General features: G+C 63.3%; 11 protein-coding genes and 1 pseudogene. 7 read left to right on the top strand and 5 right to left on the bottom strand.

The window, feature by feature from the left end:
• A pseudogene (locus EN893_RS04180) lies at positions 1 to 235 on the bottom strand (fimbrial protein); the annotation flags it as partial.
• A 28-nt stretch (positions 236 to 263) separates the two neighbouring features.
• Between EN893_RS04180 and EN893_RS04175 the strand changes: the two are divergent.
• Positions 264 to 1,304 carry an RluA family pseudouridine synthase gene (locus EN893_RS04175; protein ID WP_127268032.1) on the top strand — a complete coding sequence of 347 codons (1,041 nt, stop codon included), beginning with the start codon at positions 264 to 266 and terminating at the stop codon, positions 1,302 to 1,304.
• 201 nt (positions 1,305 to 1,505) lie between these two features.
• Entirely contained in the window at positions 1,506 to 2,417 is a 912-nt protein-coding gene (gene rpoH, locus EN893_RS04170; protein ID WP_127268033.1) for an RNA polymerase sigma factor RpoH, read from the top strand.
• 142 nt (positions 2,418 to 2,559) lie between these two features.
• On the opposite strand, the gene EN893_RS04165 is transcribed toward rpoH, so the two are convergent.
• The 4 genes from EN893_RS04165 to EN893_RS04150 all read right to left on the bottom strand — a co-directional run bounded on the left by EN893_RS04165 (position 2,560) and on the right by EN893_RS04150 (position 5,102).
• On the bottom strand, positions 2,560 to 3,432 hold the full coding sequence (locus EN893_RS04165; RefSeq protein ID WP_127271973.1) for an MBL fold metallo-hydrolase: 873 nt from the start codon (positions 3,430 to 3,432) through the stop codon (positions 2,560 to 2,562).
• Between the two features lie 140 nt (positions 3,433 to 3,572).
• Positions 3,573 to 4,232, bottom strand: a complete 660-nt coding sequence (locus tag EN893_RS04160; protein ID WP_127260439.1) for a peroxiredoxin — start codon at positions 4,230 to 4,232, stop codon at positions 3,573 to 3,575.
• A 220-nt stretch (positions 4,233 to 4,452) separates the two neighbouring features.
• On the bottom strand, positions 4,453 to 4,818 hold the full coding sequence (locus tag EN893_RS04155; protein WP_023810969.1) for a cell division protein ZapA: 366 nt from the start codon (positions 4,816 to 4,818) through the stop codon (positions 4,453 to 4,455).
• A gap of 11 nt (positions 4,819 to 4,829) precedes the next feature.
• Positions 4,830 to 5,102, bottom strand: a complete 273-nt coding sequence (locus EN893_RS04150) for a DUF4164 domain-containing protein (RefSeq protein WP_127271149.1) — start codon at positions 5,100 to 5,102, stop codon at positions 4,830 to 4,832.
• Between the two features lie 263 nt (positions 5,103 to 5,365).
• Between EN893_RS04150 and tkt the strand changes: the two genes are divergently transcribed.
• The 5 genes from tkt to EN893_RS04125 all read left to right on the top strand — a co-directional run.
• Positions 5,366 to 7,357, top strand: a complete 1,992-nt coding sequence (gene tkt, locus EN893_RS04145) for a transketolase (RefSeq protein WP_127273136.1) — start codon at positions 5,366 to 5,368, stop codon at positions 7,355 to 7,357.
• 155 nt (positions 7,358 to 7,512) lie between these two features.
• A complete protein-coding gene (gap, locus tag EN893_RS04140) occupies positions 7,513 to 8,523 on the top strand; it encodes a type I glyceraldehyde-3-phosphate dehydrogenase (RefSeq protein ID WP_128361414.1) in 1,011 nt (336 codons plus the stop codon).
• A 217-nt stretch (positions 8,524 to 8,740) separates the two neighbouring features.
• Positions 8,741 to 10,630: a potassium/proton antiporter gene (locus tag EN893_RS04135; protein ID WP_128361413.1), complete on the top strand. Its 1,890-nt coding sequence runs from the start codon at positions 8,741 to 8,743 to the stop codon at positions 10,628 to 10,630.
• Positions 10,631 to 10,777: 147 nt separating this feature from the next.
• Entirely contained in the window at positions 10,778 to 11,974 is a 1,197-nt protein-coding gene (locus EN893_RS04130; protein WP_127270749.1) for a phosphoglycerate kinase, read from the top strand.
• Between the two features lie 134 nt (positions 11,975 to 12,108).
• On the top strand, positions 12,109 to 13,123 hold a 1,015-nt coding region (locus EN893_RS04125; RefSeq protein ID WP_128361412.1), incomplete at its 3' end, for a class I fructose-bisphosphate aldolase.

The following is a 13,123-nucleotide window of genomic DNA, read 5'->3' as shown; positions in this document are numbered from 1 at the left end:
GCACGATGTCGCCGTTGACCGGTTCGCCGGCGGGTGTCTGGATATCGCCGGCCAGCGGCGGGTTCGCCGGCGGTGCATTGCGCGCTTTGTAGACAAGGGCGCCGATCACCACCATAAGGGCGAGGAACAGCAGGCCGAGATTGATCCCGACGAAGCGGACGAGTTTCCTGCGCACCTTTTCGACCTCGGGGTCGAGCGGCTTATCCTGGTCTTCTTCGGCGATCGGGCTGGCCATGGCAAAACAGTTCCGGAACGGTTTTTCAATGAGCGCTCATAGCGAAGAGGCCCCTGAATTGATAGAGGCGGAACCGACAGTGCTGGTGGCGGGCGCGGATGCGGCCGGCCTGCGCCTCGACCAGTGGCTGGCCGCAAGCCTTGGCCCGGACATGTCACGCAGCCGCGTGCAGATGCTGATCAGGCAGGGCGCGGTCTCGGTCGACGGCAAGCCCGTCGACGAGACCAAGCGCAAGATGGCGCCGGGCGAGAGCGTGTCGGTTACCATGCCGGAGCCGGAGCCGGCGGAGCCGCAGGGCGAGAACATCGCACTCGATGTACTCTATGAGGACGACGAACTGATCGTCATCAACAAGCCGGCCGGGCTTGTCGTGCACCCCGGAGCGGGCAACTGGACCGGCACACTGGTCAATGCGCTGATCCATCATTGCGGCGACAGCCTTTCAGGAATCGGGGGTGTGCGCCGGCCGGGCATCGTCCACCGCCTCGACAAGGAGACCAGCGGCGTCATGGTCGTCGCCAAGACCGACCGCGCCCACAAGTCACTGTCCGAGGCTTTCGCCGATCACGGCCTGACCGGCGACTTGGAGCGTGCCTATCTGGCGCTGGTCTGGGGCATACCGCAGAGGCCGACCGGAAGGGTCGACGCGCCGCTCGGCCGCGCCGCCGACCGCGTGCGCCGTGCCGTGGTGCCGGAAGGACGCGACGACGCCCGCCATGCGGTCACCCACTTCACCGTGCAGGAGCGCTTCGGCGAGAGCCAACAGGAGTTCGCCACGGCCAGCCTGGTCGAATGCCGGCTGGAGACCGGCCGCACCCACCAGATCCGTGTCCACATGGCGCATATCGGCCATCCGGTGATCGGCGACCCCGATTACGGCCAAGCCTTCCGCACCAAGGCCAACCGGCTGCCCGAACCGCTGAAAAGCCAGGTCAAGGCATTTCCCCGGCAGGCTTTGCATGCCTGGCTCCTTGCATTTCGCCATCCCACTACCCATCTAACGATGAGGTTCGAGGCGCCGTTACCGAGGGACATGGAGGAACTCGTCGGCGGCTTCCGCAAGCTCTGAACCCGTCACCGACAAGCCATCAAAAAACCTGACTGACATTGTTCACTTCACCGTGACACACTGTTTCGTGTTGAACAAATGCCTGTCTTTTCTGGTTTTGTTCCTGTATAAGATCTGATGTCGCGGGCGAGCCTTTTGGTGCTCGCGTCACATGCCCGCCGCGTTTCGGGGGCATCACTCCAATAGAGAGGGGGCGCTATCATGGCCCAGTCACTACCCAGTATCGTTTCCGGCGAAGGCGGCCTCAGCCGCTACCTGGAAGAAATCCGCCGCTTTCCCATGCTGCAGCCGCAGGAAGAGTACATGCTCGCCAAGCGTTACGCCGAGCATGAAGACACCTCCGCTGCGCACAAGCTCGTCACCAGCCACCTCAGGCTCGTCGCCAAGATCGCCATGGGCTATCGCGGCTATGGCCTGCCGATCGGCGAAGTGATCTCGGAAGGCAATGTCGGCCTGATGCAGGCCGTCAAGAAATTCGAACCCGAGCGCGGCTTCCGCCTCGCGACCTACGCCATGTGGTGGATCAAGGCCTCGATCCAGGAGTACATCCTGCGCTCGTGGAGCCTGGTCAAGATGGGCACGACCGCCAACCAGAAGCGCCTGTTCTTCAACCTGCGCAAGGTGAAGGGCAAGATCCAGGCGCTCGACGACGGCGACTTGAAGCCCGACCAGATCACCGAGATCGCCACAAGGCTGAACGTTTCCGAAGCCGAAGTGGTGTCGATGAACCGCCGCCTGTCCGGCGACGCCTCGCTCAACGCCCCGATCCGGGCCAGCGAAGGCGAATCCGGCGAATGGCAGGACTGGCTGGTCGACGACCACGAAAGCCAGGAAGAGATGCTGATCGAGCAGGACGAGCTGGAAAACCGGCGCGGCATGCTGTCGGGCGCTCTTGCCGTGCTCAACGAGCGCGAGCGGCGCATCTTCGAGGCCCGTCGCCTCGCCGAAGAGCCGCTGACGCTGGAAGAGCTGTCGTCCGAGTTCGACATCAGCCGCGAGCGCGTGCGCCAGATCGAGGTGCGCGCCTTCGAGAAGGTGCAGGACGCGGTCAAGGCCGCCGCCAAGCGCCAGACCCAGGCGCTGCGCACGATTGAGGCGCAGCCGGCGGCGTAAGGTTAGCTAAGGCAACAAAAAATCAAGGCGGCGCCAGGAAACCTGGCGCCGCCTTTTTTGTGGCTGATTGGGAGTTGGCGAACGGGGGCGACAGCCAATCTCCCCCGCAAGGGTCGAGATTGGCAGCTTCACCAACGGCCCCTCAAAGCCCGTCCAGCGGAAACTTCAGGTACCGCCGGCCATTGGCTTCGGGTTCGGGCAGCCTCCCGCCATTCATGTTGACCTGCAGCGCATGCAGGATCAGCCGCGGCATCGGCAGCGTCCTGTCGCGCGCCTCGCGCAGGGCGACGAACTCGGCCTCGCTGCAGGCGGCGGCAAGATGGATGTTGGTAGCCTTCTGTATGGCGACCGTGCTTTCCCACAAAGGTTCGCGGCCGCCGGCCTGATAGTCATGGCCGACGAACACCCGCGTCTCGTCCGGCAACGCCAATATGTCCTGGATCGAGCGCCAGAGCCGCGCGGCACTGCCGCCGGGAAAGTCCGTCCTCGCCGTGCCGCTGTCGGGCATGAACAGCGTGTCGTGGATGAAGGCGGCATCGCCGATCACATAGGTGATGGAGGCCAGCGTGTGTCCGGGCGAGAACAGCACCTTGACCGGAAGGGTACCCACTTGGAAGGTTTCGCCTTCTCTAAACAGCCTGTCCCACTGCGAACCGTCGGCGGGAAAATCCGGCCAGTTGTAGATCGCTTTCCACAGTTTCTGGACCTCGATGACCCTGTCGCCGATCGCCGTCGGCGCGCCGGTCTTCTCTCTCAAGTAATGCGCCGCCGAGAAATGGTCGGCATGCGGATGGGTGTCGAGGATCCATTCGACGCTCAGTCCCTGCTCGCTGACGAAGTCGAGCATGACATCGGCATTCGTCGTTGCCGTAGCACCGGATTTCTCGTCGAAATCAAGGATCGGATCGATGATGGCGCATCGCTTCGTCGCCTGGTCGGCGACGACATACTGGATGGCGCCGGTCGGCTTGTCATAGAAGCCGCTGACCTGCGGCCTGGCCAAAGCTACGTCCAATTCCGGCTTCCCCAACTCTCGGTCGCCAGGAATGATTTTCTCTGACGACACCCGAGAGGAGCATGGTTGTCCGCTCGGGTGAGCCAGTCAAGTATCCTTTCGCTCGCGGCGACAGGAAAGCCAAAAACTGTTCCGAGCGGTCAGGCCGACGGCTGCTTGGTCTTCCGCAGATACGGCAGGATGGTCTCATAAGCGCCGAAGCGTTTGATTGCATCCTCGTTGGAAACGGCCGCGGTGATGATCACGTCCTCGCCCTGCTTCCAGTTCGCCGGCGTCGCCACTTGATGCTTGGCGGTGAGCTGCATGGAATCGACCGCGCGCAGGATCTCATCGAAATTGCGCCCCGTGGTCATCGGGTAGGTCAGCACCAGTTTGATCTTCTTGTCCGGTCCGATGACGTAGACCGAGCGCACTGTGGCGTTGTCGGCGGGCGTGCGGCCCTCCGACGTCTCGCCGGCACCGCCCGGCAGCATGTCGTAGAGCTTGGCGACCTTGAGGTCCTTGTCGCCGATCAGCGGATAGTTCACCGAATGACCGGTCGCCGTCTTGATGTCGTCCTGCCACTTGCCGTGACTTTCGACCGGATCGACCGAAATGCCGATGATCTTGACGTTGCGCTTCTTGAACTCGCCTTCGAGCCCCGCCATCGTGCCAAGCTCGGTCGTGCAGACCGGCGTGAAATTCTTCGGGTGACTGAACAGGATCGCCCAACCGTCGCCGATCCAGTCATGGAATTTGATCGTCCCTTGCGTGGTCTCGGCGGTAAAATCCGGCGCAATGTCGTTGATACGAAGGCTCATGGTACATCTCCCCTGTAAACGGAACCGTCGGCAGCGAGGAACGGCACGCGGCAACCCACGCCACCATCAAGCTGTCCCGCCCGGCATCGTTGCATCTTAGCGCAAAAATCGTGGCTGCAAGATAATATGAAACTCTTGTCGGCGGGAGGCGAGCATTTTTATGCTGCCGAATGCGCGGCGCGCGGATGAGAGCCTGGGGCTGGACAGGAAAGGTTCTGTCTCAGCTCTTGTTGACCGCCAGCGTCACAGTCAGGTCTTCCATGCGCTGTGCCAGCGCGCCGAGCGCATTGGTGAGCACGCTATCGCTCTTGTCGGCCTTGGTCAGAGCCTCGTCGCGGGTCTTGCGCAAGGTCAGCACTTCGCTTTCCATGCCCTTGACGCGTTTCTGCAACTCCGAGAGTTCATCCATCACCATGATGCCGGCCATAACGGTCAGCCGCTGATCGCCGATCTCGCCGAACGAGTCCTTCAGGTGTGAAACATAGCGGTCGAAGCGTTCGGCAAGGTCGATCAGATGCTCTTCCTGGCCCTCGTCGCAGGCCATGCGATACTGCTTGCCGTCGATTGAAACCGTGACCTGTGCCATCGGGCCAGCTCCTATCTGTCCAACACGGCGCGGATGGTTTCCATGGCAGTCACCAAACGTCGCGAGACTTCCTTGTTGGCATCTTCCAGCCGTTCGGCGCGCGCTTCGGAATTATCGAGTTCCTGCGCCAGCCGCGAGCGATCGGCATTCATCCGCTGCACCTCGGCCTCGGCTTCGGAGTAGTCGCGTTCATGCCCGAGCTTGGCCGCGACGGCGTTTTCCAGCCCCTCGATGGCCTTGCCCAGCCTCGCGATGACTTCCTTGAGTGTGGCTTCCCCGGTCATGGCCTTCGTCCTGTGCCCTGCCCATCACCGAATCGTTCACGTTCAGAACGCGTTATCCCTGAAACATTAGGCACCGGGTGAAGGCAACGTCAACAAAGCTCTCGCGACTGTCCCCCGCTAACGCTAATGTAGGTCCGCCGCCGGCATCACAAGACCGGCAAATGTGCACCCGATTTGTTGACTAAAAGCCCGCGCCTGCTATGTGTCGCGCACCCTTTTCAAGGGCTCTCCCAAGCCCCCAAACCCCCACTTCTGGAGGAACCATGACGTCGCGTGAACAACATGACCGGATGGCCAATGCGATCCGCTTTCTCTCCATGGACGCCGTCGAGAAGGCAAATTCCGGCCATCCAGGCCTGCCAATGGGCTGCGCCGATATCGCCACGGTGCTGTTCACGCGCTTCCTGAAATATGATCCCAAGGCCCCGCACTGGGCCGACCGCGACCGTTTCATCCTGTCGGCCGGCCATGGCTCGATGCTGCTCTATTCGCTGCTGCATCTGACCGGCTACGAAGACATGACCCTCGACCAGATCAAGCACTTCCGTCAGTTGGGCTCGAAGACCGCCGGCCATCCCGAATACGGCCATGCCGCTGGCATAGAGACGACGACGGGGCCGCTCGGCCAGGGTCTCGCCAATTCGGTCGGCTTCGCGCTCGGCGAGCGCATCATGAACGCAGCCTTCGGTAACGATCTCGTCGATCATTACACCTATGTCCTGGCCGGCGACGGCTGCCTGATGGAAGGTGTTTCCCAGGAAGCCATCGCGCTTGCCGGCCATCTCAAGCTCAACAAGCTGATCGTCTTCTGGGACAACAACGACATCTCGATCGACGGTCCGGTCTCGCTGTCCGACAACACCGATCAGGTGGCCCGCTTCCAGGCCTCCGGCTGGAATGCCAGCCACATCGACGGCACCGATCCGGAAGCCATCGCCTATGCCATCGAAGCCGCCCGCCATTCCGACAAGCCGACCATGATCGCCTGCAAGACGACCATCGGCTTCGGCGCGCCGACCAAGGCCGGCACCAACAAGGCGCACGGCTCCCCTCTGGGCGCCGACGAGATCGCCGGCGCGCGCAAGTTCTTCAATTGGGATTCGCCGCCCTTCGAGATTCCGGCCGACATCCTCGACGCCTGGCGCACCGCCGGCAAGGCCGGCGTCAAGGCGCGTACAGACTGGGAAGGCCGCCTGGCCAAGGCCGATGCCAAGCTGAAGGCTGAGTTCGAGCGCCGCATCAGCGGCAAGCTGCCGTCCAATTTCGACGCGGTCATTGCCGATTACAAGAAGAAGCTGTCGGCCGACAAGCCGAAGGTCGCCACCCGCAAATCGTCCGAGATGGCGCTGGAAGTCATCAACGGCGCCTTGCCCGAGACCATCGGCGGCTCCGCCGACCTGACCGGCTCCAACAACACCAAGACCAGCCAGACCAAGAACATCACCTCGGACGACTATGGCCAGCGCTATGTCCACTACGGCATCCGGGAGCACGGCATGGCGGCTGCGATCAACGGCCTGACGCTGCATGGCGGCCTCATCGCCTATGGCGGCACCTTCATGTGCTTTTCCGACTATGCCCGGCCGTCGATGCGGCTGGCATCGCTGATGGGCATCCGCTCGATCTTCGTCATGACCCATGATTCCATCGGTCTGGGCGAAGACGGCCCGACCCACCAGCCGGTCGAGCATCTGGCCGCATTGCGCGCCATTCCCAACCACAATGTCTTCCGCCCGGCCGACGCCGTCGAAACCGCCGAATGCTGGCAGATCGCCCTTGAGTCGGAAAAGACGCCGTCGACGTTGGCGCTGACACGCCAGAACCTGCCGACGGTACGCGACGAATTCGTTGCCAGGAACCTGAGCAGCCAGGGTGCCTATGAGCTGGCTGCCGCCAGCAGTGAAGCGGCGGTGACGATCTTCGCCACCGGCTCCGAGGTCGAGATCGCGCTCGGCGCGCGCGACCTGCTGGAAAAGCACGGCCATCCCACCCGCGTCGTCTCGGTGCCCTGCTTCGAACTGTTCGACCAGCAGAGCGACGACTACCGCAAGAAAACGATCGGCAACGCGCCGATCAAGATGGCGATCGAGGCCGGCATACGCCAGGGTTGGGATCATCTGATCGGCTCCGACGGCATCTTCGTCGGCATGACAGGCTTCGGCGCCTCGGGCACGATCGAGCAACTCTATCCGCATTTCGGCATTACCGCCGAAGCCGCGGCCAAGGCGGCGGAAGCCCGCCTGCATACAAAGTAGGTTCAAGGTTCGGCGAAATCGCGATAAGGCGGTTTCGCCGGGCTGACCCAACTTAATCGATTTAAATCCACGTCGCTGCGGCTGGATTCCTTCTGCTTCCGCCGCTATGAAACTGCGGACCCCTCGTCCGCCCTCCAACTCCCAGGGAGAGAATTATGACCGTCAGAGTTGCCATCAACGGATTTGGCCGCATCGGCCGCAACATCCTGCGCGCCATCCATGAATCCGGCCGCAAGGACATCGACGTCGTCGCCGTCAACGACCTCGGCCCGGTCGAGACCAATGCGCATCTGTTGCGCTATGACAGCGTGCATGGCCGCTTCCCGCATGAAGTCTCGGTTTCCGGCGATCAGATCACCGTCGGCAAGGAAACGTTCAAGGTCACCGCGATCAAGGATCCGACGCAGCTACCGTGGAAGGAACTCGGCATCGACATCGCGCTCGAATGCACCGGCATCTTCACCGCCCGTGACAAGGCAGCGGCACACCTGACCGCCGGCGCCAAGCGCGTCATCGTTTCGGCCCCTGCCGAAGGCGCCGACCTCACCGTCGTCTACGGCATCAACCACGACCAGTTGACCAAGGATCATATCGTCATCTCGAATGCCTCCTGCACCACCAACTGCCTGGCGCCGCTGGCAGCCGTGCTGCATGAGACGGTCGGCATCGAAAAAGGCATGATGACGACGATCCATTCCTACACCGGCGACCAGCCGACGCTGGACACCATGCACAAGGATCTCCACCGCGCCCGCGCCGCTGCCCTGTCGCAGATCCCGACCTCGACGGGTGCCGCCAAGGCGATCGGGCTGGTGCTGCCCGACCTCAAGGGCAAGCTCGACGGCATCTCGATCCGCGTGCCGACCCCGAACGTCTCGGTCGTCGACTTCAAGTTCATCGCCAAGCGGTCGACCACGGTGCAGGAGATCAACGACGCGGTGATCGCCGCCTCCAACGGCAAGCTCAAGGGCATTCTCGGCGTCACCCATCATCCGAACGTGTCGATCGACTTCAACCACGATCCGCGCTCCTCGATCATGGCGCTCGACCAGACCAAGGTGATGGACGGCAACTTCGTGTCGGTGCTGTCCTGGTACGACAATGAATGGGGTTTCTCCAACCGCATGGGCGACACATCGGTCGCCTTCGGCAAGACCATCGCCTGATCACAAGCTCTCTTTTCGAGACTTGGAACGCCCGGCTTTGCCCGGGCGTTTTTCATGAGCGCAGCTTGCGCCTTCCCAATTTGTGTCCTGCGCGCCAAAACATCCGAAAATCAGCGGCATAGGCCAAAAAGCCACCCTGCCGCCTTGCACTGGTCACGTCTTCGCCCCACTCTCTCGCAAAGCAGGAGACAGACGAATTTGAGGGGCTGATTTCAGGATGGAGCATGCGATCTATCTCGTCACGCTGGTCGGCACAGCGCTTGTCGTCGCCGCCGCGTTTTCGAGCCTGATCGCCTTCCGCTTCGGCGCTCCTCTTCTGCTCCTGTTTCTCTGCATTGGCCTCGCCACCGGCACCGACGGACTCGGCATCCAGTTCGACAACGCCCGCATCGCTTATTTTGCCGGCTCACTGGCGCTGGCCGTCATCCTGTTCGATTCCGGTTTCGGCACGCCGCTCAACGCCTTGCGGCAGGCTGCGGGCCCGGCTTTGTCGCTGGCGACCTTCGGCGTGCTTGTCACCACCGGCCTGTTCGGCGTCGCCGCCCATTATCTGCTCGATCTCACCTGGCTGGAATCCTTCCTGCTCGGGGCTGCCGTAGCCTCCACCGATGCGGCGGCCGTGTTCTTCCTGCTGCGCGCCGGCGAGATCAATCTGCGCGAACGCGTGCGCTCGACGCTCGAGGTGGAATCCGGCACCAACGACCCGATCGCCATCTTCCTGACCATCACGCTGGTAGAGATCATCGCCGCCCACGCCAACCCCGCCACCAATGTCCTGGTCACCAGCCTGTTCCTCGGCTTCCTCCTCAACATGGGCCTTGGCGCTGTCGTCGGCGTGCTCGGCGGCCTCGCCATCGTGCGCCTCGTCGACCGGCTCAATCTCGACCACGGCCTGCTGCCGATCTTCGTGCTGACCTTGTCGCTGATGGTGTTTGCAGCCGCCGGCGCCATTGGCGGCTCGGGCTTCCTGGCGGTCTATATCGCCGGCCTCATCTCGGGCAATTCCGATATCCGCGCCGTCACCATCCTCAAGCGCTTCCAGGACGGCATGTCATGGCTGGCACAGATCATCATGTTCCTCATCCTCGGCCTGTTCGCGACGCCGTCGCAGTTCCCGGCGATCATGGTGCCGGCGGTGCTGCTCGGCCTGTTCCTGATGTTCATCGCCCGTCCGATCGCGGTCTGGCTCTGCCTTATCCCGTTCCGTCTGCCGCGCCCCGAGGTCGCCTTCGTCTCCTGGGTCGGCCTGCGCGGCGCGGTGTCGATCCTGCTCGCCATCACCCCGCTGCTGGGCGGGCTGGAAAACGGCCGTGTCATCTTCAACACCGCCTTCATCATCGTACTCGTGTCGCTGGTCATCCAGGGCTGGACAGTCGGACCGCTGGCGCGCCGCCTCGGTCTGATCGTGCCGGCACGGCTCGGACCGCTGGACAAGGTCGAGCTGGAACTGCCGGGCTCGGCCCATCACGAGCTTCTTGCCTATCGCGTTGCACACGGCAGCCCGGTGGCGCGCGGCGAGCGCATCCCACGCTGGGCGCGACCCTCGCTGGTGTTGCGCGACGGCCGCTCGATGCGCTTCCAGGACATGGGCCGGCTCGCCGCCGGCGACCAGGTCTACATTTTCGTGCCGGACCGCTATCCGCGCCTGCTCGACAAGCTGTTCGCGAGCCGTGCAGTGGTCGATCCCGAGGATGCCGATTTCTTCGGTGCCTTCGCCGTCGACCCCGCGCGCTCCGCCGCTGAACTGGAAGCGGCCTATACGCCAGGCCTGACCGAAGCGGAGCAAAAGCTCACCGTTGGCGCGCTGGTCACGGCGCGGCTCGGCGGCCATGCCGAATACGCCGACCGCGTCCTGCTCGGCCCGATAGAACTGATCGTCCGCGACGTCGACGACAAGGGCAAGATCATAGGCCTCGGCCTCTCGTTCGAGCCGACCGCGCCGGTGGCGCGGGTGCCGGTCTTCCTCAGCGCCGGCGAAATCGGCGATCGTCTTTCCGCCTTCATCCGCAACTGGCGCAAGCCGACCGAGACGCAGGAGGCCGAGGCGCGGGCGGACGAAAAGCAGGCCCCGGAGCCAGCGCCGGAAAAGGCAGCAACCGAAAGCTGACAAACCCGCTATTGAGCGCTGCCATTCATCCGCCCCGCCGGTGCAAGATCGTGCCCACTTCAAAATTTCGGTTCGAGCGCGCCCTAAGCCTTGCATCGACACCGATGCGGGGTATGGTCCCCCGGTTTTTCGCGAAAGGAACCCCGCATGGCCGCCTTCAAGACACTCGACGATATCGGCAACATCAGCGGCAAGCGTGTGCTGGTGCGCGTCGACCTCAACGTGCCTGTCACTGAGGGCAAAGTCACCGACACCACCCGCATCGAACGCATCGCGCCGACCATCGCCGAGCTGTCAGGCAAGGGTGCCAAGGTCATCCTGCTCGCCCATTTCGGCCGACCCAAGGATGGCCCCTCGCCCGAATTCTCGCTGGAACCGATCGCCAAGGCGACAGCCGACGTGCTCGGCCGCCCCGTCGGTTTCGCCTCGGATTGCGTCGGCGACACGGCCGGAAGCGCTGTCGCCGCCATGAACAAGGGCGACGTGCTGCTGCTCGAAAACACCCGCTTCTACAAGGCCGAGGAGAAGAACGATCCGGCCTTCACGGAAAAACTCGCCGCCAATGGCGATATCTTCGTCAACGACGCCTTCTCGGCCGCGCACCGCGCGCATTCTTCGACGGAGGGGCTGGCGCATCTGTTGCCGGCTTTTGCCGGCCGCACCATGCAAGCCGAGCTTGAGGCGCTGGAGAAGGGCCTGGGAAAACCGGTTCGTCCGGTCGTCGCCATTGTCGGCGGCGCCAAAGTCTCGACCAAGATCGATCTGTTGATGAACCTGGTGAAGAAGGTCGATGCCCTCGTCATCGGTGGCGGGATGGCCAACACCTTTCTTGCCGCGCGTGGCACCAATGTCGGCAAATCGCTGTGCGAGCATGATCTCGCCGCGACCGCCAAGCAGATCATGATCGAGGCGGCCGAGGCCGGCTGCGCCATCATCCTGCCGGTCGACGGCGTCGTCGCCAAGGAGTTCAAGGCGGGCGCGGAATGCGAGACCGTCGCCATATCGGACGTGCCGGCCGACGGCATGATCCTCGATGTCGGCGCCAAAACCGTGACGGCCATCGGCGAATGGATCGACCGCGCCGCGACACTGGTCTGGAACGGCCCGCTCGGCGCCTTCGAGATCGCGCCCTTCGATCATGCGACGGTGGCAGCTGCCAAGCACGCGGCGTCGCGCACCAAGGAAGGCAAGCTGGTCTCGGTCGCCGGCGGTGGCGATACGGTGGCGGCGCTCAACCATGCCGGTGTCGCCGACGACTTCACCTATGTCTCGACCGCCGGCGGCGCTTTCCTGGAATGGATGGAAGGCAAGCCGCTGCCCGGTGTCGATGTGCTGAAGCGCTGAGGCTCCGCGGCGATCAACACTCGGAGAGCAAACAAGGCTGCCCGAGGCTTTCAATCGATTCGAGCTTTCCGATGCCATTCCTTTGGCGGTAGACTTCCGTTAAGCGCGGAACAACCGTTTCAGGAGAAGCAACAATGAGCGAACGTCTCGAAGACATTGCCGCCGCGATCGTCGCCGATGGCAAGGGCCTGCTGGCCGCCGACGAAAGTTCGGGCACCATCAAGAAGCGCTTCGACGTCATCGGCGTCGAATCGACAGCCGACAGCCGCCGCGACTACCGCGAGATGATGTTCCGCACCAGGGAAGCGATGACCCGCTACATCTCCGGCGTCATCCTCTATGACGAGACGATCCGCCAGAAGGCCGCCGACGGCACGCCGCTGGTCGACATCATCAAGGCGGCCGGCGCCATCCCCGGCATCAAGGTCGACGCCGGCGCCAAGCCGCTGGCCGGGTTTCCCGGCGAGACCATCACCGAAGGCCTCGATGGCCTGCGCGAGCGCCTTGCCGATTACTACAAGCTCGGCGCCCGCTTCGCCAAATGGCGCGCGGTGATCGACATCGATATCGCCAAAGGCGTGCCTTCGGGGACCTCGATCGGCTCGAACGCGCACGCACTCGCCCGCTATGCAGCCCTTTGCCAGGAGGCCGGCATTGTGCCGATCGTCGAACCGGAAGTGCTGATGGATGGCGCCCACGATATCGACACCTGCTACGACATCTCGAAGGCAACGCTGATCAAGCTTTATGACGAGCTCCATGCGGCGCGCGTCGTGCTGGAAGGCACCATCCTGAAACCGAACATGGTGCTGGCCGGCAGGAAGTCGGGCAAGGTGAGCAGCCCCGAAGAAGTCGCCGAAAAGACCATAAAACTGTTCCGCGAAACCGTGCCGGCAGCGGTGCCGGGCATTGCCTTCCTCTCCGGCGGCCAGGAGGACGAGGAGGCGACCGCCAACCTCAACGCCATCAACGCCATCGGGCCGCACCCGTGGAAGCTGACCTTCTCCTATGGCCGCGCACTGCAGGCCGCGCCACAGAAAGCCTGGAGCGGCAAGGCCTCGAACGTTGCCGCCGGCCAGGCCGCCTTCACCCATCGCGCCCACATGAACCATCTGGCAGCGCTCGGAAAATGGAAGGCGAGCCTCGAAC

The sequence above is a fragment of the Mesorhizobium sp. M7A.F.Ca.CA.004.04.2.1 genome, from assembly GCF_004022825.1.
Lineage (GTDB): Bacteria > Pseudomonadota > Alphaproteobacteria > Rhizobiales > Rhizobiaceae > Mesorhizobium.
Note: the sequence above shows the minus strand (reverse complement) of the source record. Positions and strands in the feature narration are given on the sequence as shown.